General features: G+C 68.3%; 25 protein-coding genes. 19 read left to right on the top strand and 6 right to left on the bottom strand.

Annotated elements, in window-relative coordinates:
* Nucleotides 1-44: 44 nt before the first annotated feature.
* Nucleotides 45-1,523: an MATE family efflux transporter gene (locus tag RU09_RS10785; protein WP_042540456.1), complete on the bottom strand. Its 1,479-nt coding sequence runs from the start codon at nucleotides 1,521-1,523 to the stop codon at nucleotides 45-47.
* A gap of 147 nt (nucleotides 1,524-1,670) precedes the next feature.
* On the opposite strand from RU09_RS10785, the gene cycA reads away from it, so the two are divergent.
* The 11 genes from cycA (at nucleotide 1,671) to RU09_RS10730 (ending at nucleotide 13,952) form a co-directional block, all read left to right on the top strand.
* Entirely contained in the window at nucleotides 1,671-3,131 is a 1,461-nt protein-coding gene (gene cycA, locus RU09_RS10780) for a D-serine/D-alanine/glycine transporter (RefSeq protein ID WP_042540453.1), read from the top strand.
* A gap of 86 nt (nucleotides 3,132-3,217) precedes the next feature.
* Nucleotides 3,218-4,204: an aldo/keto reductase gene (locus RU09_RS10775; protein ID WP_042540451.1), complete on the top strand. Its 987-nt coding sequence runs from the start codon at nucleotides 3,218-3,220 to the stop codon at nucleotides 4,202-4,204.
* A 55-nt stretch (nucleotides 4,205-4,259) separates the two neighbouring features.
* Nucleotides 4,260-4,913: an IMPACT family protein gene (locus RU09_RS10770; protein ID WP_042540449.1), complete on the top strand. Its 654-nt coding sequence runs from the start codon at nucleotides 4,260-4,262 to the stop codon at nucleotides 4,911-4,913.
* A gap of 74 nt (nucleotides 4,914-4,987) precedes the next feature.
* Nucleotides 4,988-5,917: a J domain-containing protein gene (locus tag RU09_RS10765; protein ID WP_042540447.1), complete on the top strand. Its 930-nt coding sequence runs from the start codon at nucleotides 4,988-4,990 to the stop codon at nucleotides 5,915-5,917.
* A gap of 143 nt (nucleotides 5,918-6,060) precedes the next feature.
* Nucleotides 6,061-7,053, top strand: coding sequence for a LacI family DNA-binding transcriptional regulator (locus tag RU09_RS10760; protein ID WP_042540445.1), 993 nt, complete (start codon nucleotides 6,061-6,063; stop codon nucleotides 7,051-7,053).
* Between the two features lie 35 nt (nucleotides 7,054-7,088).
* Nucleotides 7,089-8,357 carry an extracellular solute-binding protein gene (locus RU09_RS10755; protein ID WP_042540443.1) on the top strand — a complete coding sequence of 423 codons (1,269 nt, stop codon included), beginning with the start codon at nucleotides 7,089-7,091 and terminating at the stop codon, nucleotides 8,355-8,357.
* A gap of 10 nt (nucleotides 8,358-8,367) precedes the next feature.
* The gene (locus tag RU09_RS10750) at nucleotides 8,368-9,333 is read left to right on the top strand and encodes a carbohydrate ABC transporter permease (RefSeq protein WP_042540441.1); all 966 of its coding nucleotides are present in this window, start codon (nucleotides 8,368-8,370) and stop codon (nucleotides 9,331-9,333) included.
* A 2-nt stretch (nucleotides 9,334-9,335) separates the two neighbouring features.
* A complete protein-coding gene (locus RU09_RS10745) occupies nucleotides 9,336-10,175 on the top strand; it encodes a carbohydrate ABC transporter permease (RefSeq protein ID WP_042540439.1) in 840 nt (279 codons plus the stop codon).
* 34 nt (nucleotides 10,176-10,209) lie between these two features.
* Nucleotides 10,210-11,208, top strand: coding sequence for a glycoside hydrolase family 130 protein (locus RU09_RS10740; protein WP_052492939.1), 999 nt, complete (start codon nucleotides 10,210-10,212; stop codon nucleotides 11,206-11,208).
* 4 nt (nucleotides 11,209-11,212) lie between these two features.
* Nucleotides 11,213-13,255: a hypothetical protein gene (locus tag RU09_RS10735; protein WP_042540437.1), complete on the top strand. Its 2,043-nt coding sequence runs from the start codon at nucleotides 11,213-11,215 to the stop codon at nucleotides 13,253-13,255.
* A gap of 40 nt (nucleotides 13,256-13,295) precedes the next feature.
* Nucleotides 13,296-13,952 carry a histidine phosphatase family protein gene (locus RU09_RS10730; protein WP_228385721.1) on the top strand — a complete coding sequence of 219 codons (657 nt, stop codon included), beginning with the start codon at nucleotides 13,296-13,298 and terminating at the stop codon, nucleotides 13,950-13,952.
* 30 nt (nucleotides 13,953-13,982) lie between these two features.
* On the opposite strand, the gene RU09_RS10725 is transcribed toward RU09_RS10730, so the two are convergent.
* Nucleotides 13,983-14,513 (bottom strand): hypothetical protein, encoded by a 531-nt coding sequence (locus tag RU09_RS10725; protein WP_153302267.1) that lies wholly within the window; start codon nucleotides 14,511-14,513, stop codon nucleotides 13,983-13,985.
* A gap of 93 nt (nucleotides 14,514-14,606) precedes the next feature.
* Between RU09_RS10725 and RU09_RS10720 the strand changes: the two genes are divergently transcribed.
* The 3 genes from RU09_RS10720 to RU09_RS10710 all read left to right on the top strand — a co-directional run bounded on the left by RU09_RS10720 (nucleotide 14,607) and on the right by RU09_RS10710 (nucleotide 17,438).
* Nucleotides 14,607-15,029, top strand: a complete 423-nt coding sequence (locus tag RU09_RS10720; protein ID WP_042540432.1) for a Fur family transcriptional regulator — start codon at nucleotides 14,607-14,609, stop codon at nucleotides 15,027-15,029.
* Between the two features lie 64 nt (nucleotides 15,030-15,093).
* Nucleotides 15,094-16,545 (top strand): catalase, encoded by a 1,452-nt coding sequence (locus RU09_RS10715; protein ID WP_042540430.1) that lies wholly within the window; start codon nucleotides 15,094-15,096, stop codon nucleotides 16,543-16,545.
* 83 nt (nucleotides 16,546-16,628) lie between these two features.
* Nucleotides 16,629-17,438 carry an alpha/beta fold hydrolase gene (locus RU09_RS10710; protein WP_042540428.1) on the top strand — a complete coding sequence of 270 codons (810 nt, stop codon included), beginning with the start codon at nucleotides 16,629-16,631 and terminating at the stop codon, nucleotides 17,436-17,438.
* 58 nt (nucleotides 17,439-17,496) lie between these two features.
* Here RU09_RS10710 and msrA read toward each other — a convergent pair whose 3' ends face one another.
* Both msrA and msrB read right to left on the bottom strand, forming a co-directional pair.
* Nucleotides 17,497-18,042 (bottom strand): peptide-methionine (S)-S-oxide reductase MsrA, encoded by a 546-nt coding sequence (gene msrA, locus RU09_RS10705; RefSeq protein WP_042540426.1) that lies wholly within the window; start codon nucleotides 18,040-18,042, stop codon nucleotides 17,497-17,499.
* Nucleotides 18,039-18,509, bottom strand: a complete 471-nt coding sequence (msrB, locus tag RU09_RS10700; protein ID WP_042540424.1) for a peptide-methionine (R)-S-oxide reductase MsrB — start codon at nucleotides 18,507-18,509, stop codon at nucleotides 18,039-18,041. Before msrB ends, msrA begins: the two co-directional genes overlap by 4 nt.
* Before the next feature lie 151 nt (nucleotides 18,510-18,660).
* Here msrB and RU09_RS10695 point away from each other — a divergent pair, with 151 nt between their 5' ends.
* Complete coding sequence (locus RU09_RS10695; protein ID WP_042540422.1) at nucleotides 18,661-19,578, top strand: DUF808 domain-containing protein; 918 nt, start codon at nucleotides 18,661-18,663, stop codon at nucleotides 19,576-19,578.
* Nucleotides 19,579-19,600: 22 nt separating this feature from the next.
* On the opposite strand, the gene RU09_RS10690 is transcribed toward RU09_RS10695, so the two are convergent.
* Both RU09_RS10690 and RU09_RS10685 read right to left on the bottom strand, forming a co-directional pair.
* Nucleotides 19,601-20,950 carry an HNH endonuclease gene (locus tag RU09_RS10690; protein ID WP_042540420.1) on the bottom strand — a complete coding sequence of 450 codons (1,350 nt, stop codon included), beginning with the start codon at nucleotides 20,948-20,950 and terminating at the stop codon, nucleotides 19,601-19,603.
* Nucleotides 20,951-21,020: 70 nt separating this feature from the next.
* Nucleotides 21,021-21,773, bottom strand: a complete 753-nt coding sequence (locus RU09_RS10685) for an SDR family oxidoreductase (RefSeq protein ID WP_042540418.1) — start codon at nucleotides 21,771-21,773, stop codon at nucleotides 21,021-21,023.
* A 148-nt stretch (nucleotides 21,774-21,921) separates the two neighbouring features.
* Between RU09_RS10685 and sigJ the strand changes: the two genes are divergently transcribed.
* The 4 genes from sigJ to RU09_RS10665 all read left to right on the top strand — a co-directional run.
* Nucleotides 21,922-22,833 carry an RNA polymerase sigma factor SigJ gene (gene sigJ, locus RU09_RS10680; RefSeq protein ID WP_042540416.1) on the top strand — a complete coding sequence of 304 codons (912 nt, stop codon included), beginning with the start codon at nucleotides 21,922-21,924 and terminating at the stop codon, nucleotides 22,831-22,833.
* A gap of 87 nt (nucleotides 22,834-22,920) precedes the next feature.
* A complete protein-coding gene (locus RU09_RS10675) occupies nucleotides 22,921-23,448 on the top strand; it encodes a GNAT family N-acetyltransferase (protein ID WP_042540414.1) in 528 nt (175 codons plus the stop codon).
* Between the two features lie 41 nt (nucleotides 23,449-23,489).
* Nucleotides 23,490-24,176, top strand: a complete 687-nt coding sequence (gene pnuC / locus RU09_RS10670) for a nicotinamide riboside transporter PnuC (protein WP_042540537.1) — start codon at nucleotides 23,490-23,492, stop codon at nucleotides 24,174-24,176.
* An 83-nt stretch (nucleotides 24,177-24,259) separates the two neighbouring features.
* The coding region (locus RU09_RS10665; protein WP_042540412.1) for an NtaA/DmoA family FMN-dependent monooxygenase at nucleotides 24,260-24,905 on the top strand (646 nt) is incomplete at its 3' end.

Below are 24,905 nucleotides of genomic sequence, written 5' to 3'. Positions count from 1 at the left end.
GGCATCCATCTCAAGGATGATGTTCTGCAACTGTGACGAGCTGTTCAGCGGCGCGTCAACCGCGCGAAACGCGAGGTCCTGATCACTCGCACCGGCTGGGTGACGACCGCGTCCACGACCATCGAGCCGTCGGTGGGTCCGATGATCGCCATCGCCGAGGTCTCGGTGGCCTCGACGGGGTCGACGCGCATGCGGCCGAGCGACCGGTGCGCACGCACGTACGCCGGCACCAGCAGCACGATCGCGCCGAGCCAGGCGAGAGGGTTGCTGAGCGCGACGCCCTCGAAGCCGATGAGCGCGCCGAGCACGATCGCGGCGCCCACGCGCATCACCAGCTCGATCACACCCGTGACGGTGGGCACCAGGGTGTGGCCGAGGCCCTGCAGCGCACCACGGAGCACGAACAGCACGCCGAGCGCCCAGTATCCGCATCCGTTGATGATCAGCATGAGGTGCGCGAGTTCGACGACCCCATCCGCCGCCGCGCCCTCGCCGACGAACAGCCGCACCAGCGGCGCCCCGAACGCGATGATGACGCCTCCGAGCGCGATGCCGGCGGCGATCGCCATCCAGGTGCCCTCCACGACACCGCGGCGGATGCGGTCGGGTCGGCGTCCGCCCAGGTTCTGCGCCGTGTACATCGACGAGGCGAGACCCAGCGACGAGAGGAAGGCCACGGCGAGGCCGTCGACACGGGACGCCGTCGTATAGGCGGCGACGGCCTCGGAGCCGAGGGTGTTGAGGGCCACCTGCACGACGAGCGTGCCGATCGCGATGATCGAGGCCTGGAAGCCCATCGGCAGGCCGAGGCGCAGGTGCTCTCGGATGTCGTCGCGGGTGACGCGCCAGTCGGCACGACGCAGCTGCAGCATCGGCAGCCGGCGACGCACGAACTCGAGGCACAGCACGACCGACACGGCCTGGGCGACGACGGTCGCGAGAGCCGCACCGGCCACGCCCCAGTCGAGCGGGCCGACCATGAGGATCACGAGGCCGACGTTGAGCGCACACGACACCGTGAGGAAGATCAGCGGCGTGCGCGAGTCGCCGATGGCACGGATGATCGCCGAGAGGAAGTTGAAGAACATCGTCGCGCTGGCGCCGATGAAGCTGATCTGCGTGAAGATCGTCGCCTCGGCCATGAGCTCGTCAGGCGTCTGCAGCAGGGCGAGCGTCGGCGCCGCGATCAGCGGCGCGACGATCGTGAGCACCACGCTCGTGATGCCGGTCAGGATCACGCCCGTCGCGACCGAGCGACGCACCGCTGCGCCGTCTCCCGCGCCGAACGCCTGCGCGATCGGGATAGCGAAACCGCTCGTCAGGCCCCAGGCGAAGCCGATCAGCAGGAACAGCAGGCTGCCGGTCGCGCCGACGGCGGCGAGGGACTCGACACCGAGGTGCCGGCCGACGACGACGGCATCGGCGAACTGGTACATCTGCTGCACGACATTGCCGAGCAGCAGGGGGATCGAGAACGACAGGATGACACGCCACGGGCGGCCCGTGGTGAGAGAGGTGGCCATGGTGGGAGCGGCTCGCAGAACTGGGGGGATGATCGGGGGTCGGACCAGGATATCGAATCGATTCGGTTAACTGCCATCCCCGATCGGCCATTACGGTCGGAAGGATGCCGCAGCGGGACGCGGCGCCCAACACCGGAGGTTCGAGCGATGACGACAGAGAGAACACGGGGATCCGTCGGGGTGGACGGAACCGCCGACGGCGACGACCAGCACCTGAAGAGGGCCCTGAGCAACCGTCACATCCAGCTGCTCGCGATCGGCGGCGCCATCGGCACCGGCCTCTTCATGGGCAGCGGCAAGACGATCTCGGTCGCCGGCCCCTCGGTGATCTTCGTCTACATGATCATCGGCTTCATGCTCTTCTTCGTGATGCGGGCGATGGGCGAGCTGCTGCTGTCGAACCTCAAGTACAAGTCGTTCAGCGACTTCGCGAGCGACCTGCTCGGCCCGTGGGCCGGCTTCTTCACCGGATGGACGTACTGGTTCTGCTGGGTCGTCACCGGAGTCGCGGATGTGATCGCGATCGCGGGGTACACGGATGCGCTGATCCCCGGCATCCCGTTGTGGATCCCCGGCGTCCTCGTGATCGTCATCCTGCTCGCACTGAACCTGCCCACGGTCGCCGCGTTCGGCGAGATGGAGTTCTGGTTCGCGCTGATCAAGATCATCGCGATCGTCGCGCTCATCGTCACGGGTCTCGTGATGATCTTCACCGGCTTCCAGCACGATGCGGGAACCGCGAGCTTCAGCAACCTGTGGGACCACGGCGGCATGTTCCCGCACGGCTTCATGGGCTTCGTCGCCGGGTTCCAGATCGCCGTGTTCGCCTTCGTCGGCGTCGAGCTCGTCGGCACCGCCGCGGCCGAGACCAAGGACCCCGAGAAGAACCTGCCCAAGGCGATCAACGCGATCCCGATCCGCATCCTGCTCTTCTACGTGGGCGCGCTCATCATCCTGATGGCGGTCACCCCGTGGACCGAGTACGTCGCCGGCGAGAGCCCGTTCATCGCGATGTTCGCCCTCGCGGGTCTCGGCATCGCCGCGACGGTGGTGAACCTCGTCGTGCTGACCTCGGCCATGTCGAGCGCCAACTCGGGCATCTACTCGACGTCGCGCATGGTGTTCGGCCTCGCGCAGGACGGCGACGCCCCGCGCATCTTCGGCCGGCTGTCGAAGCGACGTGTGCCGCAGAACGCTCTGTTCCTGTCGTGCATCCTGCTGCTCTCGGGCGTCGTGCTGCTCTACGCGGGCAAGGACATCGGCACCGCGTTCGACATGGTGACCACGGTCTCAGCCGTGTGCTTCATGTTCGTCTGGACGATCTTCCTCTGCAGCTACCTCGTGTACCGCCGTCGGCGGCCGGAGAAGGTCGCAGCGTCGAAGTTCCGCATGCCGGGCGGCATCTTCATGGTCTACGTGGTGCTCGCGTTCTTCGTGTTCATCCTCTGGGCGCTCACGACGCAGCCCGACACCCTGATCGCGCTGCTCGTGACGCCGATCTGGTTCGTGCTGCTGCTCGTCGCCTGGATGTTCGTGCGCACGTCGCAGAACCATCTGACCCGTCACGCGGAGCACATCGCGTACCTGCGCGACGACTCCCCGGAGTAGTCCTGCTCGTGCCGAGGGAGGTTCTGACAGCCCCTCCCTCATCGTCGGGGCCGCGCGTAGCGTCGGTCTCGACGAAAGGACACGCAATGCACACTCGCACACTCGGACAGGGCCTCGAGGTCTCCGCCGTCGGGCTCGGATGCATGGGGATGTCGCAGAGCTACGGGCCGAACCCGGGCACCCGCGACGAGATGATCGGCGTGCTGAGGTCGGCTCTCGACCTCGGCGTCACCTTCTTCGACACCGCGGAGGTCTACGGCCCCTATGTGAACGAGGAGCTGGTCGGCGAGGCTCTCGAGCCCATCCGCGACCAGGTCGTCATCGCGACGAAGTTCGGCTGGCGCATCGAAGACGGCAAGAGCGTCGGGCTCGACAGCCGGCCGGAGCAGATCCGACGCGTCGCCGAGCAGTCGCTGCGTCGCCTGCGCACCGACGTGATCGACCTCTTCTACCAGCACCGTGTCGACCCGGATGTGCCGATCGACGACGTCGCAGGCACGGTGGCCGAGCTCATCGCCGAGGGCAAGGTGAGGCACTTCGGGCTGTCCGAGGCATCGGCCTCGACGATCCGCCGGGCCCATGCCGTGCAGCCCGTCACGGCGCTGCAGAGCGAGTACTCGCTGTGGACGCGCGACCCTGAGGCCGAGATCCTGCCCACACTCGGCGAGCTCGGCATCGGCTTCGTGCCGTTCAGCCCGCTCGGCAAGGGGTTCCTCACCGGCACGGTCGATCGCACCACCTCATTCGCTGACGGTGACATCCGCGGCACGATCCCGCGCTTCAGCGAGGAGAACCGGGCGGCGAACGAGGCGCTGGTCGGCCACGTCGCCTCGCTCGCGGAGTCCAAGGAGGCCTCCCCCGGCCAGATCGCCCTCGCGTGGCTGCTCGCTCGGGAGCCGTGGATCGTGCCGATTCCCGGCACGAGGCGCACGTCGCGGATCGCCGAGAATGCGGGAGCCACCACGGTGGCCCTGTCGGCCGACGAACTCGCCGACCTCGATCAGCTCGCCGACCGGGTCGGCGTGCAGGGAGATCGGTACAACCCGCAGCAGATGTCGTTCGTCGACCGCTGAGTCGACATCTGAGTCGACCGCTGAGCAGCGGCGTGCGCTGGGTAGTCTGAGGCGGATGACTCCGCCCCGCACCTACCCGGCCACGATCGCCGCGCCCGTGGAGCATGAATTCATCATCAAGAAGTCGCGGTTCATCGCGACCGTCGAGCCGGTCACCTCGGTCGAGGACGCGGATGCCGTGATCGCACGCCTGCGCAAGCAGTGGTGGGATGCGCGGCACAACTGCAGCGCGATGGTCACCGGCCTGCTCGGCGATCAGGCCCGCTCGTCGGATGACGGTGAGCCGTCCGGCACTGCGGGGGTGCCGATGCTCGAAGTGCTCAGACGGCGCGAGCTGACGGACGTCGTGGCAGTGGTGACCCGCTACTTCGGCGGCGTGAAGCTCGGCGCCGGCGGGCTCGTGCGGGCCTACTCGACCGCTGTCTCGGAAGCCCTCGATCTCGCATCGCTCGTGCACCGGCAGTCTCTGACCCAGGTGACGATCGACGTCGCGCAGGCGGATGCCGGACGCTTCGACAACCTTCTGCGCGACTGGGTGCCGCGTCACGGCGCGACGCTCGGCGAGCCCCGGTACGCAGCGCTGGCGACTCTCGAGGTGTGGGTGCCTGCGCAGGAGCTCGACCGGCTCGCGGATGACATCGCAGCGGCATCCGCCGGTTCCGTGGTGCCGGTGATCGGCGTGGAGCGCGTCGTCGACGTGCCGGCCTGACCCCGGCCGACGCGCCCGGCTGATCCACAACAGCATCCGGATATTCTGGATGCCGCGATCTCGGAAGGAGAGCGATGTTCGACAGCCCGCTCTCGGCTTCCGCCTATGAGATCCTCGGCGTGGACCCGACCGTCGACGACGGCGAGCTGCGGCGTGCGTATCGCCTGCGCCTGCGGCAGACCCACCCGGACACGGGCGGAGACGCGGCCGTCTTCATCCAGGTGCAGCGAGCATGGGAGCTGATCGGCACCCCTGAGGGCCGCGCCGCCTACGACCGTCGCTCGGGTGCGCACCCCGGCATCCCGGCCGAGCCTGAGTGGAACGGCTGGCGACCGCAGTCGGCCGCCCGCACGGACACCCGCCCCCGAGCTCGCTCGTACGGGCATCCCGGCGGCTGGCGCCGCGAGCGCTACCTGTCGCTGATCCGCGAATGGGCCGGCCGTGGCGTCGAGGTGCCCGACCCCTATGACCCGGCGCTCGTGCGCTCGGCCCCGCGCGACCTGCGACGCCTGCTCGCCGATGCTCTCGCCGAAGAGGCGACCGCCCGCACGGTGAGCGCGCTCGGCATGGGCTTCACGGTGTGGCACGACGTCGCCACAGGAGCGGATGCCGACGACAAGCTCGACCATGTCGTGCTCAGCCCCTCGGGCCTCTACGGCGTCATGTCGGAGGACTTCGGCGGAGTCGTCGGGTTCCGTCGGGGCGAGATCACGGGCCCGAGTCTGGGCACACGCGCGCCCGTCACCGCCGCACTCTCGCGCATGCGCACCGTGGCCAAGGCCGCGCGGGTGAAGTTCGGCGGACTGATCATGGTGCTCCCCGACGACGATCTCGCGCAGGCCGTCACCCCGCTCGGCAGCAGCCGCGGCGTTCCCGTGGTCGTCGTGCGTCGCAGCGCGCTCGCGATGGTGCTGCGCCAGGGAGTCCCCGGTGCCCGCGCCATCGGCGGCAACGAGCTGTTCGACGTGCGCACACGCCTGCAGCAGACCGTCACCTTCGTCTGACACGGATCCCTGAGATCGACCGCCGCTCTTGACCGCGGTTGTCAAACCGGTTTACACTCGCTTCACCCGCATTCGTCAAACCGGTTAAATCGTGCCGTGTCGAGTGTTCAGGGATCAACCCGGAAGTTCCACGAGGAGGTGGCATGAGCCGCACGACGATCGCCGACGTCGCCCGCGAGGCCGGCGTCACCAAGGCCACCGTCTCGCACGCGATGAGCGGCAAGCGGCCCATCTCCGACGACACCAGGGCCAAGGTGCTCGCCGCCGCCGAGAAGCTCAACTGGGTGCCGAGCCAGAGCGCCCGCGCGCTGGCTACGCAGAAGGCCAATGCGATCGCCGTGGTGCTGGCCCGTGACCCCGAGGTCATCGCCAACGACTCGTTCTTCCCCGCGTTCATCGCTGGCGTCGAATCGGTGCTGGCTGAGACCGAGACGGCGCTGATCCTGCAGGTCGTTCCCGATCGGGCGGCCGAGGAGCGGGCCTACCGGTCGCTCAGCCACGGGCGCGCCGACGGCGCCCTGCTGCTCGACCTGCGGAACGACGACTGGCGCGTGCCGCTGCTCGAAGAGCTCGACCTCCCTTCGGTGCTGGTCGGCGCCTACGAGCAGCCGACCCGATTCTCGTGCGTGCGCACCGACGACGATGCGCCCGTGCGCGAGATCATCGCTCACCTGAGTGCCGAGGGCCACGAACGCATCGCTCATGTCTCGGGTCCGCTCGACTACGTGCACTCGCGCGTGCGGGCCGATGCCTACACCGATGCCGTGGGCGGCGATGCCCTGCTGCGCGAGGGCGACTTCACCGCCTCGAGTGGCCGGGAGCGCACCGCCGAGCTGCTCGCGCTGCCCGATCGCCCGACCGCCATCCTCTATTCCAACGACACCATGGCGATCGCCGGGCTGTCGTTCGCGCGGTCGAGCGGCCTCAGCATCCCCCGCGATCTCGCGATCGCCGGCTTCGACGACGACCATCTCTCGGCCCACCTCTCCCCCGCACTCACGAGCGTCTCGTCGGGCCCCGCCGCGCGAGGACGCGCTGCCGCCCGCCTGATTCAGGCCGACATCCTCGGCGCCGAGCCGCGCACAGAGGTCGTCGACTGCAACGTCGTGCACTTCCGGGAGAGCACAGCCCGCTAGACGATCACCCGAACCATCGCGTCAAGGAGGACAACATGAAGAAGAAGATCCGCGCAGCAGCGCTCCTGGGAGCCGTCGCGCTCGTCGCCACCGGATGCTCATCCGGAGGTGGAGGCGGCGATGCCTCGGGCGAGGGCACCGGCTCGATCGACATCTGGCTGTCGAACAACGAGCAGGAGGTCGCCTGGGGCACCGCCGTCGTCGAGGCCTGGAACGCCGAGCACCCCGACGAGAAGGTGAACGCGCAGGAGATCCCCGCCGGCTCGTCGTCGGAAGAGGCGATCACCGCCGCCATCACCGCCGGCACCGCACCCTGCCTGGTCTACAACGTGGCTCCGGCGGCGGTCTCGGGCTGGGTCAAGCAGGGCGGGCTCGTCGACCTCAGCACCATGGAGGGCGGCAGCGACTACATCACCGAGCGCGGTGGTGAGGTCGACTCGTATGCCACCGACGGAAGCTTCTACCAGCTGCCGTGGAAGTCGAACCCGGTCATGGTGATGTACAACAAGGCCCTGTTCGAGGCTGCAGGCATCGATCCCGAAGACCCCCAGATGGCCTCGTACGACGAGTTCCTCGCCGGGTCACGCGCGATCGTCGAATCCGGAGTGCAGAGTGCGATCTGGCCGGCACCCACCAGCGAGTTCTACCAGCCCTGGTTCGACTTCTATCCCCTGTACCTCGCCGAGACCGACGGCACCATGCTCGTCGAAGACGGCGCGGCGACGGTCGACTCGGATGCCGGGCGCGAGGTCGCGGAGTTCTGGAAGACCTTCTACGACGAGAAGCTCTCGCCCAACGAGGCGTCGACCGATGACGCGATGTCCGCGGGGACGACCGCCATGCAGCTCGCCGGTCCGTGGGCCATCCCCTCGTACGCCGAGACCGTGGACGTCGGGTTCATGCCCGTGCCGACCAGCGACGGTCGCGAGAACCCGACGACGTTCGCGGACTCGAAGAGCGTCTCGATGTTCACCGCGTGCGAGAACCAGGGCACCGCATGGGAGTTCCTGAAATTCTCGACGAGCGTCGACAGCGACGGTCAGCTGCTCGAGGCGACGGGCCAGATGCCGATGCGCACCGACCTCACCGAGACCTACGCCGACTACTTCGACGCGAACCCGAACTACGTGGCGTTCGCCGAGCAGGCCGAGGCCACGGCAGACGTGCCCAGCATCCCGAACTCCGTGGAGGCCTGGCAGGCGTTCCGCGACGAGTACTCCGCCGCCGTGATCTTCGGCAAGGAGTCGATCGACGACTTCCTGAAGAACGCCGCGACGAAGATCGACGATCTCGTCGCCGAGTGATGAGCCGCATATGACTCTCCGAGACGACGCCGTCGCGGACGTGGCCGGGGGCACCACCGCCCCGGCCCCGTCCGCGGGCCGGTCACCGAGGGCGCGGTTACGCAACCGACTGCTGGGTGCACAGCCGATCGGCGGCCTCTTCGCCCTGCCGTATCTGGTCTTCGTGCTGGCGATCTTCGCGTTCCCGCTGGGATTCGCGGTCTACATCGCCTTCCACGACTACTTCTTCACCGCACCCAATGTCGACGTCGACCGGCCGTTCGTGGGCTTCGACAACTTCGTCACCGTGCTCACCGACCCGAGGGTGCTCGGATCGTTCCGCAACACCCTGATCTTCCTCGTCATCAACGTGCCGCTCACCGCCGTTCTCTCGCTCGTGCTCGCGGCGGCGCTGAACACCGGCATCCGCTGGGTCGCCGCCTACCGGGTGGCGTTCTACGTGCCGTATCTGACGGCCAGTGTCTCGCTCGTCGGCGTGTGGATGCTGCTGTTCTCGGGCAACGGCCTGATCAACACGATCCTCGGGCCACTCGCCCCCGATCCGTCGTGGCTGGTGAACAGCGGTCTCGCGATGCCGATGATCGCGCTGTACGTCACGTGGAAGCAGCTGGGGTTCTACATCCTGCTCTACCTCGCCGCACTCCAGAACGTGCCGAAGGAGCTCTACGAGTCGGCAGAGACCGACGGCGCGGGCGCGTTCTCGCGCTTCTGGAACGTCACCGTTCCCGGTGTGCGCAGCGCCACCACGCTCGTGCTGATCCTGTCGATCATCACCGGAGCGAACCTCTTCACCGAGCCGTACCTGCTCACGAATGGCGGCGGCCCCGACGGCGCCTCCTCGACACCCGTGCTGCTCATCTACCAGCTGGGCATCCAGCAGCAGAACCCCGACACCGCGGCCGCGATCGGCATGATCCTCGTGATCCTGGTCGGCATGCTGTCGCTCGCCGCCAACCGCGCCACCAGGGAGCGATGACCATGAGACGCAAGCGTTCACTGCCCCGCATCCTGAGCGTGATCCTGCTCACGGTCGCGGCGATCGGATTCGCGTTCCCGTTCTACTTCATGCTGGTCGGGGCGTTCCAGGAGAACCCGACGAACTCGCCCGACGAGCTCTTCCCGACGAGCGGCTGGACGATCGACAACTTCCTCGCGATCGACTCCCGCATCGACCTGGTCGGCTCGCTGCTCAACTCGCTGATCTTCACGGCGGGCGTGCTGCTGGGCACCGTAGTGTTCGGACTGCTCGCCGGGTATGCGATCGCACGGCTCGACTTCCGCGGTCGCGGAGTGATCTGGGTGCTCATGCTGCTGGTGCAGATGGTGCCGTTCCAGCTGCTCATGATCCCGCTGTACGTGCAGATCACGCGCAATTACGGGCTCGGGGACTCGTACATGGGCATGATCCTGCCGTTCCTCATCAACACGACGGCGGTGTTCATCTTCGTGCAGTTCTTCAAAGCGCTGCCCGTCGAGATCTTCGAGGCCGCCCGCATCGACGGCGCCGGCGAGATCCGCCTGCTCACCTCGGTCGCGATCCCGCTCATCAAGCCGGTGCTCGTGACCGTCGTGCTCGTCACCTTCATCGGCCCGTGGAACGAGTTCCTCTGGCCGTTCCTGATCACGAAGGACGCATCGCTGCAACCGCTCGCCGTGTCCCTCGCGAACTACATCTCGAACGTGGCGCAGTCCACGGCGAACCCCAACGGCGCGATCCTCGCCGGAGCGACCGCCCTGGCGTTCCCCGTCGTCATCCTGTTCATCGTCTTCCAGCGCTTCTTCCGGGCCACCGACCTCGGTGCGGCCGTCAAGGGCTGACCGGCCCCTCCCCAGAATCCCCGAAAGGACCCCCATGTTCACCGGAGCATCCTTCCCCCTCGGCCCGTTCACCCCCTACGAGGGCAACCCGATCCTGCGTCCGAAGGGCGACAGCTGGGAGTCGGCCAATCTCTACAACCCGGCGGCTCTCGTCGACGGCGACGAAGTGGTGCTGCTCTACCGGGCGCACGCCGACGACATCGTCTCGCACATCGGCATCGCCCGCTCGAGCGACGGCGTGAACTTCACCCGCGAGGACGCACCGATCCTCTCGCCCTCCGAGGACTACGAGCGCTACGGATGCGAGGATCCGCGCATCGCGCTGATCGACGGCACCTACTACCTGACCTACACCGGCTGGGATCGGCGCAGCGCGCAGCTGTGCCTCGCGACCTCGACCGATCTGCGCACCTGGACCAAGCACGGACCGCTGTTCGACGATTTCGACACGTTCAAGACCATGGACCCCCGCGGGTTCAACTGGTCGAAGGCGGGGGTCATCGTGCCGCAGAAGATGCACGGCAAGTGGTGGATGTACTTCGGCGAGGGCGGCATCTACTGGGCCACCAGCGACGACCTCCTCCGCTGGACGCCCGGCACCCCCGACACCGAGCCGATGTACTCGCCGACCCCCGGCACCTGGGACGAAGCGCTCGTCGAGATCGGCACCTCGCCTGTCGTCACCGACAACGGGTTGCTCGTGATGCTCACGAACGGGGCGACCAGGACCGTGCACGAAGACGGTTCGGTCGACGTGGACTACCGCTGCGGCCAGATCGCGATCGACCCCGATGAGCCGACCAAGGTGCTCGCGCGGCTGCAGGAGCCGTGGCTGCGTCCGCAGACCTTCGAGGACATGCACGGGCTCGTCTCGAACGTGACCTTCGTCGAGGGACTCGTGAAGTTCCAGGGCCGGTGGTTCGCGTACTACGGGCAGTCGGACACGACGCTGGCCGTCGCCATCCACGACCCCGCCCAGCCGTGGGGCCGCGCACTGCGAGACGGCGCCGACTCGAACACGGGCGAGGAATGAGACCATGGCCATCTCCCGACGGACCTTCCTGACCGCGGCAGCCGCCACCTCGGCGCTGGCGCTCCTGCCGCTGGATTCGGCCGGGGCGCAGGCATCGGCGTCCGCTGCCGGACTGCCTCTCGGGTCTCCGCCTGCGGGGGCGGGTGCCGGGGCGCGACTCACGAACCTCGCACACCTGCGCTTTCTGCTCGCGGAGGTGCCGGTCGTGGCGAGCGTCACGCACACCACGTTCGACATCGACATCTCGCCGCGCGTGCTCGCGCCATGGACGTATGCCGACGCCGACGGCGCCGGGGGCTACCGACCGGTGGGTGGCGGCACTCGCGACGCCGTGACCGGCTCTTGGACACAGGGCGCGTACAACGCGGATGACATCGCCCGAGCCGCGATCGTGTTCCTGCGCGAATGGAAGGCGACCGGCGACGCGCAGGCCCGCGACGAGGCACGCGATGTGCTGCGGTCGCTGGCGTTCCTGCAGACGACCAGCGGGCCGAATGCCGGCCGCGTGGTGCTGTGGCAGCAGGAGGACGGCACGCTGAATCCCAGCGCGATCCCCGTCGAACTGCCGGATCCGTCGGACTCCGCCGAGTCGTACTGGCTGGCGCGCACGGTGTGGGCGTTCGGTGAGGGTTACGCGGCCTTCCGACGGGAGGATGCCGAGTTCGCGGCGTTCCTGCTCTCGCGGCTGCATCTGGCCCTCGATGCGCTCGGTCGCGAGTCGCTGTCGCGCGCCGGGCAGTGGGTGCGCAGCGACGGACGCGACCTGCCCGCCTGGTTGATCGCCGGTGGAGCGGATGCCACGGCCGAGGCCATGCTCGGACTCGCCGCCGCGACCGAGGCCGGAGACGCCCGAAGCCGACAGGCTCTGCAGACGTATGGAGAAGGTGTCGCGGCGATGGCCACTGATCCTGCGAAGGGCTGGCCGTTCGGCGCCGTGCTGCCTTGGACCGGGTCGCTGGGATTCTGGCACGCCTGGGGTGCGGCCGCCCCCGAGGCCCTCGCTCGCGCCGGTGCGCTGCTGCGACGTCGCGAGTGGACCGCGGCGGCCGTGGCGGATGCCGGGACCTTCACCCCGCAGGTGCTCGCTTCGGGGGGTCCGCACAACGCCTGGGCGCCGTTGCCCGCGGAGGCGCAGATCGCCTACGGCGCGCACGGTCGCGTCGCGGCGGCGGTGCAGGCGGCATCCGTCGGCGGAGAGGGACTGCGGGTGCTCGCAGGACTCGCCGCCGGGTGGTTCTTCGGCGCGAACACGGCGGGTATCCCTGTCTACGACCCGGCCACCGGTGTGACTTTCGACGGTGTCGAGACGGATGGACGGGTGAATCGGAACTCCGGAGCCGAGTCCACCATCCACGGACTGCTCACGATGCTGCTGCTGGATGCGAACCGTGACATCGCCCGGATCGCGACGTCGATCACCGGGCTGTCGTCGTTCTCGGGGCTGCGAGTGATCGATGCCGGGGGCGCCCGGCTCTCGGCGGGCTGCGTGGTCGTGCGCCCCGAGGGCGGCGCCTGGACCGGCGAGGGAAACCTCTCGGGTGGCGCGTACGTGCGCGTTCCCGCGGGCGAGTCGGTTGAGTTCGATGTGACCGAGGCCGACGGCATCCTGCACGGCCTCGTCTGGAGACAGGCGGCGGATGCGGGCGAAGCGGTGTGGGAGGTGTTTCGCGGTCGCCGGCGTCTGTGGAGCACTCGCACGCCCGCGGGTGGCACCGGCGAGCGCGGACTCACCGAAGCCGACGGGATGCTGGTGCCGCAGCTGCTCGGTGGCGAGCTGCCTGCGGAGGCGGTGACCGTGCGATGCACGAGCACCGGCGACGTGCGGCTCGATGCTCTCGTGATCCAGCCGGCCGTCGCGAACGCGGTGTACTCGACGACCTCCGGCGCGGCGGTGCTCTATGCGAACGGGACTCGACGGGACCAGCGGGTCGCTGCGCTCGCACCCGGTGCCGGCCGAGCCTACGAGGCGGACGGATCGCAGCGCGGCCAGGCCGTCGCCGGCGGAAAGGTGCGCGTGCGTGGGGGCGGGTTCACGATCACGCAGTGACCGGGCCCCGACGTCGGGCTACGGTTGCGGTGTGCCTGCGATCCCTGTCTATGACCAGCTGCCCGACCGCCCCGCGCCCGACAACCCGACGGGAAAGCTCGTGCTCCTGCGCCATGGCGAGACCGAGTGGTCGAAGGCCGGCCTGCACACCGGCCTCACGGACATCCCGCTCACAGCGCGGGGCGAGGACCTCGCCCGGGGTGCCGGACAGCTGGTCGCCGACTACGACTTCTCGCTCGTGCTGTCGTCGCCGCTCGAGCGCGCCCGGCGCACGGCCGAGCTCGCCGGTCTGCACGCCGAGATCGATCCGCTGCTCGTCGAGTGGGACTACGGCGGATACGAGGGCCGCACGACGAAGGACATCCGCGAGGAGCTCGGCTACGACTGGAGCGCATTCACTCACGGAGTGATCCGAGGCGCCACGCCGGGCGAGACCGTCGAGGAGGTCGCGGCCCGCGCATCCCGCGTGCTCACCCGGGTTCTGCCGAAGCTGACCGAGGGTGATGTGGCGCTGGTCGCGCACGGGCACTTCCTCCGCATCCTCACCGCGGTCTATCTGCGCCTCGCGCCGCGCTTCGGCGCTCAGATCACGCTGGACGCCGGATCGGTGTCGGTGCTGAGCTTCTACCGCGAGCAGCCGGCGATCCTGACCTGGAACTACGGCCTCGAGCTGCCTCTCGCGCCGTCGGAGTCCTGACGCCCGCAGTGGATCCGGACGACCGCGCGCTCAGGACGCCTCGACGAGCGACAGCGCGTGGACCGTGGGGGCGCCCTCGAGAGCGAGTGCGAATCGAATCCCGGTGCGAGCATTCGTGACGTCGAAGGCGATCGTCTCGTTCGCGCACACGACCGGCTCTGTCGGGTCTCCCTCGTCCAGCTCGCTGGTCACGAGAGTGATGGTGCCGTCACCCCTGCAGGCGAACTGAGCCTGGTACGACCCCGGCGGGAGTGACGTGAAGGACGTCACGTCGTGGGCCGAACTGTTCTCGCTCATCCACCCGGAGAAGCCGAAGACGTATCCGTCGGCGTCTCCGCCGGCAACGGCAGTCTTCGCCCAGTCGGCGATCTCCTCGACCGGCACCGGGAGCAGCGCTTCATCCGCCTCGGCGTCCGGAGTCGGGGTCGGCGTGGGGCTCGACGCCGAGGCGGAGGGCGACGGGGACCCCTCGCCCGACCCTGAGGGTTCGCCACTGCATCCGGCGAGCGCGACGCCCGCCATCAGGATCAGTCCCACTGCTGCCGCTCTTGTCGTAGACATCCCTTCACGCTACGTGCACGTGTGCAGGATGCCACCCGCGCGGCCGACACGCCATTCTTTTGAATTACTCAAAAGAGACGCTAGAGTCGAGGCATGGAGACAGAACTCGACTCGGCACTTCGCGGTGCCGGGCTGCGTGCGACCGCGGGCCGCGTCGCCGTTCTCGAGGCTCTGGAATCCATGGCCCACACGGATGCGGAGCGGGTCTTCCGCGCCGTCTCCGAGGTGCTTCCGACGACGTCGATCCAGTCGGTGCACAACATCCTCGCGGACCTGACGACGGCGGGTCTGATCCGCCGGATCGAACCGGCAGGCTCCGCGGCGCTCTATGAACGGCGCATCGACGACAACCATCACCACATCGTGTGCACCCAGTGCGGTGCGATCGGCGATGTGGACTGCGTCGTCGGCGAAGCGCCGTGCCTCACCCCGTCTTCGGCGGGGGGATTCACCGTCCAGACAGCCGAAGTGACCTTCTGGGGCCTGTGCCCCAGTTGCCAGAACGCCGCGCAGTAGCATCCGACGTCCGATCCCGGGCACCCGGGGTGATCGTCGTCCCTGTGCGCAGAAGGAGAAGAACATGACCGACCCATCGACCACCACCCAGACGGGCACTCCCGTCGCGAGCGACGCCCACTCGCTCACCGTCGGAGCAGACGGACCCACGGTCCTGCACGACCGCTACCTCGTCGAGAAGCTCGCGTCGTTCAACCGCGAGCGTGTGCCGGAGCGCAACCCGCACGCCAAGGGCGGCGGAGCCTTCGGAACCTTCACCGTGACCGAGGATGTGTCGGCCTACACCCGTGCCGCAGCCTTCCAGCCCGGCGCTCAGAGCGAGACGCTGCTGCGCTTCTCGTCGGTCGCCGGCGAGCAGGGTTCGCCCGACACCTGGCGCGACGTGCGCGGCTTCGCGCTGCGCTTCTACACGTCCGAGGGCAACCTCGACATCGTCGGCAACAACACCCCGACCTTCTTCCTGCGCGACGCCATGAAGTTCCCTGACTTCATCCACTCGCAGAAGCGCCTCGGCGACTCGGGTCTGCGCGACGCCGACATGCAGTGGGACTTCTGGACCCTCTCTCCCGAGTCCGCCCACCAGGTCACGTACCTGATGGGAGACCGTGGCCTGCCGCGCAGCTGGCGCCACATGAACGGCTACGGCTCGCACACCTACCAGTGGGTCAACGCCGCAGGCGAGCGCTTCTGGGTGCAGTACCACTTCCTGTCGAAGCAGGGCGTCGAGGCGATGAGCGCCGAAGAGGCCGAGAAGCTCGCAGGATCGGATGCCGACTACTACCGTCGCGACCTGTTCGACGCGATCGCGAGCGGCGACGCCCCCTCCTGGGATGTCTACGTGCAGGTCATGCCCTACGACGAGGGCAAGACCTACCGCTTCAACCCGTTCGACCTGACGAAGACCTGGTCGAAGAAGGACTACCCGCGCATCAAGGTCGGCACGTTCACGCTCGACCGCAACCCGCAGAACTTCTTCGCCGAGATCGAGCAGGCCGCCTTCTCGCCCGGCAACCAGGTTCCCGGCACCGGCATCTCGCCCGACAAGATGCTCATGGCTCGGGTGTTCGCCTACTCCGACGCACAGCGCTACCGCATCGGCGCGAACTACAACCAGCTTCCGGTCAACCAGCCGCATGCGGCCGAGGTGCGCAACTACATGCACGAAGGCCAGATGCAGTACAAGTTCAACCCGGCCGAGCACCGCGTCTACACGCCGAACTCGTACGGCCCCGCCGGTGGACCGACGGCCGACCCGGCCGCCGGTGTCGAGGCGAGCTGGGAGTCGGACGGCGAGCTGATCCGCGCCGCGGCGACCCTGCACCTCGATGACGACGACTTCGGTCAGGCGGGCACGCTGTACCGCACGGTCTTCGACGACGAGCAGCGCGCGCGCTTCCTCGACACGCTGACCGGTCAGGGACAGGCCATCACGATCGACGCGATCCGCGAGCGCTTCTTCCAGTACTGGACGAACGTCGACGGCTCGCTCGGCGAGGCCCTGCGCGCTCGCTTCTGAGCCGGAGCTGCTGACGACCGAGACCCACCGTTCCCTCGGGGCCGGTGGGTCTCGGCGTCTCCGGGCATCGCAGGAGGAGGACAATGGATGCCGTGGCTGTTCCTCTCTCCGACCTGACCAACATGCCCGAACCCCAGCAGGTGTACGCCGCTGACGGCACTCGCCTCGCGACGTACACATGGGGCGAGATCGATGCGCCGGTGGTGGTGATCGTGCACGGCTTCGCGTCGAGCGCCCGCGACACCTGGGTGCTCACGGGCTGGGTGCGCGAACTCACCAAGGCCGGATACCGCGTGCTGGCGCTCGACCAGCGGGGCCATGGCCTCAGTCAGAAGCCGCATCAGGCCGACGCGTACGGCATCCGCACCCTCGCGACCGACGTCGAGACGGTCATGGACGCATACCTCGTCGATGAAGCCGTCTACGTCGGATACTCGCTCGGCGCGCGGGTCGGCTGGGAGGTCGTGCGTGATCTTCCGCATCGCATCGGTCGTGCCGTGCTCGGCGGCGTGCCCGACGGCATCCCTCTCGCCCGGCTCGATCTCGATCAGGTGCGCGCGTACCTGGCGGACGGCACGCCCGTGTCGGATGCGACGACGCAGAACTACATCACGCTGACCGAGCGCGTGCCGGGCAACGACCTCGGAGCCCTGGTGGCACTGGCGGAGGGGATGCGGTCGTCACGGACGATCGACCCCGATCCGTCGAACGCCCCCTCGAGCCCGATCCTGTTCGCGACGGGCTCGAAGGACGCGATCATCGAAGGCTCGCGCGCGCTCGCATCCGCAGCCCCTCAGGGGCGGTTCTTCGAGATCCCGGATCGTAACCACTTCAACGCTCCGGGGTCCCGCGCGTTCAAGGAAGCAGCGCTGGCGTTCCTGTCGGAGGGCTGACCGCAGGCACGAGAAGAGCCCTCCGTCACGAGGTGACGAAGGGCTCTCGGGGTGACGGTCAGACCGTCGCGTTCTCTTCGCGCTTCGGCAGCACCCATCCCGCACGCGGGAAGTGGCAGGTGTAGCCGTTGGGGTACTTGATCAGGTAGTCCTGGTGCTCTTCCTCCGCCTGCCAGAACGGGCCCGCGGGCTCGATCGTGGTCACGGCCTTGCCCGGCCAGAGGCCTGAGGCGTCGACGTCGGCGATGGTGTCGCGGGCGACGGCCTCCTGCTCGGGGCTGAGCGGGAAGATCGCCGAGCGGTAGCTCGAGCCGACATCGTTGCCCTGACGGTCCTTCGTCGACGGGTCGTGGATCTGGAAGAAGAACGCGAGGATGTCGCGGTACGTCGTCTTGGTGGGGTCGAAGACGATCTCCACAGCCTCGGCGTGACCCGGGTGGTTGCGGTAGGTGGCGTGGTCGTTGCTGCCGCCGGTGTAGCCGACACGGGTGTCGAGCACGCCGGGCTGGCGGCGGATCAGGTCTTCCATGCCCCAGAAGCAGCCGCCCGCCAGCAGGGCGGTCTCGGCTCCGGGGGTGCGGGTGATGGTTCCGGTGTCGGTCATGACTGCTCCTCAGAGGTGGGGGTGGTGGGGAAGAGGTGACGGTAGCGACCGTACCCCTCATCTTCCAGGCTGTCAGCCGGGATGAAGCGCAGGGCGGCGGAGTTCATGCAGTATCGGAGCCCTCCTGCATCGCGGGGTCCGTCGTCGAAGACGTGCCCCAGGTGGCTGTCGGCGCCGGTGGAACGCGCCTCGGTGCGCGTCATCCAGAGCTTGCGGTCGGTGCGCGTGGTCACGGCATCGGCCTCGATGGGCTTGGTGAAGCTCGGCCATCCGGTTCCGCTGTCGAACTTGTCGGTCGACGCGAAGAGCGGCTGGCCCGAGACGACGTCGACGTAGATGCCGTCGTCGTGGTTGTTCCAATACGCGTTGCGGAAGGGCGGCTCGGTGGCATCCTCCTGCGTCACCTCGTACTGCAGGTGCGTGAGGTCGCTGACCGCCGCGGGGTTCTTGCGGTACTCGTTCGACATGATCTGACTCCTTGTCCGACGCGGCTGGCTGCAGCGTCTTAGAGGAGAACCAGGCGGGCGCCTGTTTTGGTCCCGCAGGACTGTGAGCGGGCTGTGAGTTTGAAAGGAGTCGATAGAGTTGCTCAGCCACACACACCACAGGGAGACGCACATGTCGGTTGGACTGCTCGCCGTCGTCGATGACATCCTCAGCGCGGCGATGAAGGCCTCGGCGAAAGCCGCGGGCGTCGTGATCGACGATGCCGCGGTGACCCCGCAGTACGTGCAGGGCATCACGCCGGCGCGCGAGCTGCCTGTGGTCGCGAAGATCGCGCTCGGTTCGCTGGTCAACAAGTTCGTGATCATCATCCCGATCGCGCTGGTGCTCACCGCCTTCGCGCCGTGGGTGCTGCCGTACCTGCTGATCCTCGGCGGTGCCTATCTGTGCTTCGAAGGCGCCGAGAAGGTGCTCGAGTGGTTCGGCGTGCAGCACGGTCACGCCGATGAAGGCGCCCGCGACGAGAAGAAGCTGGTGCTCGGCGCCGTGCGCACCGACCTGATCCTCTCGACCGAGATCATGCTGATCTCGCTGGCGAACCTCGAGGCCGGTCTCGACATCTGGACGACCCTCGCGATCCTCGCGGTGATCGCCCTGCTCATGACGGGCGTCGTCTACGGCGCCGTGGCCCTGCTCGTGAAGATCGATGACATCGGTCTGAAGATGGCCAAGAACCCGGTCGCACGCGTCCGCCACACGGGAATGCGGATCGTGCGCTCGATGCCGGCGGTCTTCCGCTTCATCAGCATCCTCGGCACCGTGGCGATGCTGTGGGTCGGTGGCCACCTGCTGCTCGTGAACCTGGGCGAGGTGGGCGTGCACTTCGGCGAGGACATCCTGCATGCCATCGAGCACGCGCTCGAGCCCCTCGGCGCTGTCATCGTCTGGATCGGCGACACCCTCTTCTCGGCCATCGCCGGCCTGATCGCGGGTCTGATCATCGTCGGGATCATCCTGGGCATCGGCCGCCTGATCGGCAAGAAGCCGAACTTCCACGAGGGCGAGGAATCGCCCGCCGACGTGCACGTCTGAACCGCGCACCACGGAATCGACGTCAGGCAGCGATGTCATAGCGGGCCCGACCCCCGAGGCGCGGAGCCCTCGCGAGATCGATGCTTCGCGGCGGGATCAGCCATACCCGTGCCGCGGCTCCGATCCCCTCGATGCGGATATCCCACCCGTTGTCGTGGATGCGATGGTGACACGACTCGCACAGCAGTACGCCGTTGTTCAGGTCGGTGGGTCCGGTGTCTCGCTGCCACCACCTGATGTGGTGGGCCTTGGTCATCTGCGGAGGGAGACCGCACATGGCGCAGCCGCCGTCTCGCTCGACGAGTGCCAATCGCTGCGCCCGGGTGAACAACCGCTTCTCGCGCCCCCAGTCGAGGATCTCCCCCGCTGATCCGAGAACCACCGGGATGATGCCGCCACCCGCAGCCATGCGACGCCAGGTGCTGACGCTCACGGGCTGGTCGCTGCCGTCGATCGTCGCGCGGCCCTCGCCCGACATGAGCTGGTCGAGGTTCACGCGCACCACCACTGTCGCACCCGATGCGGGCATCCCGCCGTTGTCGCAGGCGATCGCGTGCTCGCAGATGGCGGTCAACGCATCGGCCTGGATCATCGCGACCGAACGGCGATCGGCATCCGGCGCGTCAGGGTCTGTCGCGGTGATCCGCGACTGAAACGACGCCGCCACGTAGGCCTGTATCGCGGCCTTGATCGGCGCCCCTGAGGCGATGTCGGTCTGCAGCACGAGGTGAAGCGAGCCGTCGCGCTCGAACATCGTCAGGGAACGGCGGTCGCGGGCCTCTCGCTCTCTGGGTGCGACGCCGTCTGGGTCGAGCCAGGCTTCGGCACGGGCCACCAGCTTGCCGACGTCGGCGAGGGACATCCCCGCTGCCCTGCCGACGAGGAGACGCTCGGCCTCTTCGACCCGAGCCGACCCCACCTTGAGTCGGATCCGCTCGAGCAGGCTGACGATGAGCGCGGCGGCCGCGACGGAGATCTCCCCTGCGGCGAGCGCCGACGCCAGCGCCGGATACCGCGCGGGCAGGACCTCACCCAACAGATTCGTCCGCGGCGCCGCTGCCTGCCCCACCGCGATGAGTCGTTTGGCGTCGCCGGCCGACCCACCCGTGTGCGCGGCGATCATCGCCGCAGCACTCCGGTATCCATGCTGCTTCGCGAACCCGTCAGGGCCGAGTTCCGACCGCGACTCGTGCGCGATCGTCGCCGCGAGCTCGGCGTGGAGCCCGTCGAGGCATCGCTGCGCCTGGCTCACCGCACGATGCGCGTCGAGCAGCTCGATGCGCGAGAGCTCCGCCGACTCCTCGGCGTCACCCCAGACGTCGCCGAGGCGCTCGAAGGCCTCGAGAAGCGGCATCAGGCGGGATGAGGGCATGTCTCCATTTTAGAACAGATGTTCGAATATCGAGCGAGATGCCGGAATCCGCTGGAGCAGGAGATCGAGCTCATGAAGGCAGGTGGTCGTCACCCCGCAGCCACTCATCGAACGTGATCCGACCCTGCAGAGCATCCGCCCCTCCGCGCAGCGACCCCGACGCCAGCCCTCGCCCATAGGCGCCGGGCAGCCGCACCCCCAGCACCCGCCGGCGCACTCCGTCGAACGCCAGCTGCCTCCGCGCCACATCCGCGAGAACCTCGTTTCTCGGCCCGACCAGGTCGGACGCACGCCCGGCCGGCGCGCCCTCGGCGACACGCACCAGATGCTCCCCGACCTCGCGCGCAGCCACCGGCCGCATGAGCAGCTTCGGCAGCACCGCCACCGGGCCGGACATCCCCGACAGCAGCTGTCCGGCGAACTCGTGGAACTGACCGGCCCTCGCGATCGTGAACGGCACCGACCCTGCAGCCACCGCGCGTTCCTGCGCCAGCTTGCCCGCGTAGTACGAGGCGTCGATGCCATCGATCCCCACGATCGACAGAGCGACGTGGTGCGTGACACCCGCACGCGACTCCGCAGCCAGCAGAGTGCGGGTCGCCGTCTCGAAGAACTTCACCGCCTTCGCAGCCGAGAGCGTGGTCGTGTTCGTGACGTCGATGACGGCATCCGCCCCCTGCATCCGCTCGGCCAGTCCGGCGCCGGTGAGCACATCGGCTCCGGACGACCGCGACAGCACCACCACCTCGTGACCGGCCGCTCGCGCCGCCTCCACGGCGTGCCGACCGACGACCCCTGTTCCTCCTGCGACCGCGATCCTCATCCGATTCCCTCTCCGCTCCGGGGCGACGTCCACGCCTCCTGCACCAGATGACGAATCAGCACCCGAGAACGTGAGGCCTCACACTCCACCCTGCTCCGTCGTCATATCCTGCGAAAGCACACTCGCACCCGCATCCGAAAGGCACCCCATGGATGACGACCTCGACGACGTCTTCCGCGAGCGGCGACGCCTGCTCGCCCTCGGATACCGGATGACCGGCACTCTGGCGGATGCCGAGGATGTCGTGCAGGAGACCTACCTGCGCTGGTACCGGCTCACCGAAGCTGAGCGCGAGACCATCGCGAACCCCGCCGGCTGGCTCACCACCGTCGCAGGACGCGTCGCCCTCGACCTTCTGGGTTCCGCCCGCCACAGGCGCGAGCAGTACGTCGGGCCGTGGCTGCCCGAGCCCGTTCCGGCCGAGCTCTTCGCCGGAGCGATCGGATCGCGCACGGCCTCGACGCCCGAAGATCCTCTCGATCGCATCACTCTCGACGACGACGTCTCGACCGCGCTGCTGGTCGTGCTCGAGGCGATGACTCCCGCCGAGCGCGTCGCCTTCGTGCTGCACGACGTCTTCGCCGTGCCGTTCGACGAGATCGCCGAGGCCGTGGGGCGATCTTCCGCGGCGGTGCGGCAGCTCGCGTCATCCGCTCGTCGTCACGTGCGCGAGAACCGGGCGACCGCCGTGCCTCGCGCCGAGCACGACCGCGTGGTGCGGGCCTTCCAGCAGGCGACGCGCACGGGCGAGGTCGCTCCGCTGCTGAAGTTCCTGGCACCAGACGTCGAACTGCGCAGCGACGGTGGCGGCGTGGTCAGCGCCGCCCGCAATGTCGTGAGCGGCGCTGACAACGTCGCGCGCTTCCTGCTCGGGATCGCGGCCAAGAACCCACACTTCACCGCCGAGGAGAAGCACTTCGGCGACGGTCTCGGCCTGGTGTTCCGCGACGGAGAGAACGTGCATTCGGTCATGAACCTGCACGTCGAGGCGGGTGTGATCACCCAGCTGTGGATCGTGCTCAACCCCGCCAAGCTCACCTACTGGAACTCGTCGCAGTGAGGCGAAGCGGGTGCCCGAGAGCCCCCGCCCCGGCATCCTGCTACCGTCGTGCAGTGCGCACCCGAGCGCAGATGCAGGAGACAGCCGATGAGCGACCCCCAGATCCGGGATGCCGAGACCGCCGACCTCGAAGCGATCACGGCGATCCACAACGACGCGGTGCTGAACACCACCGCGATCTGGAATGAAGAGGCGGTCACGGTCGAAGACCGCGCCGCCTGGCTCGCGGAGCGCACGGGCCGCGGCTATCCCGTCATCGTCGCGGTCGACGAGACCGGCGTGCTCGGGTACGCGACCTTCGGGGACTGGCGCCCGCACAGCGGCTACCGGCACACCGTCGAGCACTCGGTGTACGTGCGCGACGGCCAGCGGGGTCGCGGCATCGGCAAGGCGTTGATGATCGAGCTCATCCACCGCGCCCGCAGCCTCGGCAAGCACGTGATGGTCGCCGCGATCGAGAGCAGCAACACGGGGTCGATCATCATGCACAAGCGCCTCGACTTCATGCAGGTCGGGCGCATGCCGCAGGTCGGCACCAAGTTCGATCGCTGGCTCGACCTCACGTTCCTGCAGCTGGTGCTCGATCAGCGGCCCTTCCCCGACGAGACGAAGTGAACGTCTTCCTCTGGCTGGTCGACGCCTTCAACTCGCAGTGGATGCTGCCCGGCGGCCAGGTGCTGCTCGTGCGCGAGGTGGTCGGCAACGCATTCGGCCTCGCCAGCGCACTCGGCGGCATGCAGCGCAAGATCTGGGCGTGGCCGGTCGGCATCGTCGGCAACGTGCTGCTGCTCACCGTCTTCCTCGGATCCATCCTCAATCCCGATCATGAGCTGCCGCACCTGCTCGGCCAGGCCGGTCGTCAGGTCATGTTCATCATCGTGGCGATCTACGGGTGGGTGCGCTGGCGGCAGGCCTCGTCGTCGGGTGGTCGCGTCACGCCCCGGTGGGCACCGAACAGCGCGCGCATCGGCCTGGTGCTCGTGATGGTGATCGGCACGATCGCCCTCACTCCCCTGTTCCGCGCCCTCGGCTCGTGGGAGCCGGTGTGGGCCGACACGTGGACCTTCGTCGGGTCCCTGCTCGCCACCTACGGCATGGCCAAGGGGTGGACGGAGTTCTGGCTGATCTGGATCGCCGTCGACGTCGTGGGCGTGCCGCTGCTGTTCAGCTCGGGCTTCTACGCCACCGGGCTCATGTACGTGTTCTACGGCGTCTTCACCGCGGTCGGATTCGTCGTCTGGTGCCGAGCGCAGGCGAACGCCAAACCGCAGGTCGAGACGATCATGCCCGACCCGCGCCCGATCACCTCCACCACGAAGACCGTCGACGGCGACCGGAGCTGACCCGGCCGGACTCGACCGACGAATGTGTCGCCCCGTGTCGCGGGGGCTGACACGGGGCGCCTCCGCAGGTTTTGCTTGACCCCATGACCCGTCAGATCCGCTTCAACGCCTTCGACATGAACTGCGTCGCCCACCAGTCGTCCGGTCTGTGGCGACACCCGGACGACCGCTCGCGCCAGTACAACACCATCTCGTACTGGACGGATCTTGCGAAGCTGCTCGAGAGCGCGACCTTCGACGGCATCTTCATCGCCGACGTGCTCGGCACCTACGACGTCTACGGCGGCACCAACGAGGCGGCGATCCGCAACGGCGCACAGGTTCCCGTGAACGACCCGATCCTGCTCGTGAGCGCGATGGCGGCGGTCACCGAGCACCTCGGCTTCGGCATCACCGCCGGCACCGCCTTCGAGCACCCCTATCCGTTCGCACGGCGTCTGAGCACGCTCGACCACCTGACCAACGGACGCGTCGGCTGGAACGTCGTCACCGGGTACCTGCCCAGCGCCGCCCGCAACATGGGCCAGCACGATCAGCTCGCGCACGACGACCGCTACGACCACGCCGACGAGTACGTCGAGGTGCTCTACAAGCTGTGGGAGGGATCGTGGGAAGACGACGCCGTCGTCGAAGACCGCGAGCGCGGCATCTTCACCGACCCGGCGAAGGTGCACCCGATCGGCCACGAGGGAAAGCACTTCAGCGTTCCCGGCATCCACATCTCCGAGC

The sequence above is a fragment of the Microbacterium sp. MEJ108Y genome (genome assembly GCF_000834175.1).
GTDB lineage: Bacteria > Actinomycetota > Actinomycetes > Actinomycetales > Microbacteriaceae > Microbacterium > Microbacterium forte.
The sequence above is the reverse complement of the archived record's forward strand: the minus strand, read 5'-3'. Positions and strand labels throughout refer to the sequence as shown.

What these genes read in the sequence shown, in the direction of transcription:
- RU09_RS10775 (WP_042540451.1), top strand. Translation starts at nt 3,218, where the DNA reads ATGCACACTCGCACACTCGGACAGGGCCTCGAGGTCTCCGCCGTCGGG.
- RU09_RS10740 (WP_052492939.1), top strand. Translation starts at nt 10,210, where the DNA reads ATGTTCACCGGAGCATCCTTCCCCCTCGGCCCGTTCACCCCCTACGAG.
- RU09_RS10690 (WP_042540420.1), bottom strand. Translation starts at nt 20,950, where the DNA reads ATGCCCTCATCCCGCCTGATGCCGCTTCTCGAGGCCTTCGAGCGCCTC.
- RU09_RS10695 (WP_042540422.1), top strand. Translation starts at nt 18,661, where the DNA reads ATGTCGGTTGGACTGCTCGCCGTCGTCGATGACATCCTCAGCGCGGCG.
- cycA (WP_042540453.1), top strand. Translation starts at nt 1,671, where the DNA reads ATGACGACAGAGAGAACACGGGGATCCGTCGGGGTGGACGGAACCGCC.
- RU09_RS10715 (WP_042540430.1), top strand. Translation starts at nt 15,094, where the DNA reads ATGACCGACCCATCGACCACCACCCAGACGGGCACTCCCGTCGCGAGC.
- RU09_RS10760 (WP_042540445.1), top strand. Translation starts at nt 6,061, where the DNA reads ATGAGCCGCACGACGATCGCCGACGTCGCCCGCGAGGCCGGCGTCACC.
- pnuC (WP_042540537.1), top strand. Translation starts at nt 23,490, where the DNA reads ATGCTGCCCGGCGGCCAGGTGCTGCTCGTGCGCGAGGTGGTCGGCAAC.
- RU09_RS10755 (WP_042540443.1), top strand. Translation starts at nt 7,089, where the DNA reads ATGAAGAAGAAGATCCGCGCAGCAGCGCTCCTGGGAGCCGTCGCGCTC.
- msrB (WP_042540424.1), bottom strand. Translation starts at nt 18,509, where the DNA reads ATGTCGAACGAGTACCGCAAGAACCCCGCGGCGGTCAGCGACCTCACG.
- RU09_RS10765 (WP_042540447.1), top strand. Translation starts at nt 4,988, where the DNA reads ATGTTCGACAGCCCGCTCTCGGCTTCCGCCTATGAGATCCTCGGCGTG.
- RU09_RS10750 (WP_042540441.1), top strand. Translation starts at nt 8,368, where the DNA reads ATGACTCTCCGAGACGACGCCGTCGCGGACGTGGCCGGGGGCACCACC.
- RU09_RS10685 (WP_042540418.1), bottom strand. Translation starts at nt 21,773, where the DNA reads ATGAGGATCGCGGTCGCAGGAGGAACAGGGGTCGTCGGTCGGCACGCC.
- RU09_RS10770 (WP_042540449.1), top strand. Translation starts at nt 4,260, where the DNA reads ATGACTCCGCCCCGCACCTACCCGGCCACGATCGCCGCGCCCGTGGAG.
- RU09_RS10675 (WP_042540414.1), top strand. Translation starts at nt 22,921, where the DNA reads ATGAGCGACCCCCAGATCCGGGATGCCGAGACCGCCGACCTCGAAGCG.
- RU09_RS10785 (WP_042540456.1), bottom strand. Translation starts at nt 1,523, where the DNA reads ATGGCCACCTCTCTCACCACGGGCCGCCCGTGGCGTGTCATCCTGTCG.
- RU09_RS10745 (WP_042540439.1), top strand. Translation starts at nt 9,336, where the DNA reads ATGAGACGCAAGCGTTCACTGCCCCGCATCCTGAGCGTGATCCTGCTC.
- RU09_RS10710 (WP_042540428.1), top strand. Translation starts at nt 16,629, where the DNA reads ATGGATGCCGTGGCTGTTCCTCTCTCCGACCTGACCAACATGCCCGAA.
- sigJ (WP_042540416.1), top strand. Translation starts at nt 21,922, where the DNA reads ATGGATGACGACCTCGACGACGTCTTCCGCGAGCGGCGACGCCTGCTC.
- msrA (WP_042540426.1), bottom strand. Translation starts at nt 18,042, where the DNA reads ATGACCGACACCGGAACCATCACCCGCACCCCCGGAGCCGAGACCGCC.
- RU09_RS10720 (WP_042540432.1), top strand. Translation starts at nt 14,607, where the DNA reads ATGGAGACAGAACTCGACTCGGCACTTCGCGGTGCCGGGCTGCGTGCG.
- RU09_RS10735 (WP_042540437.1), top strand. Translation starts at nt 11,213, where the DNA reads ATGGCCATCTCCCGACGGACCTTCCTGACCGCGGCAGCCGCCACCTCG.
- RU09_RS10725 (WP_153302267.1), bottom strand. Translation starts at nt 14,513, where the DNA reads ATGTCTACGACAAGAGCGGCAGCAGTGGGACTGATCCTGATGGCGGGC.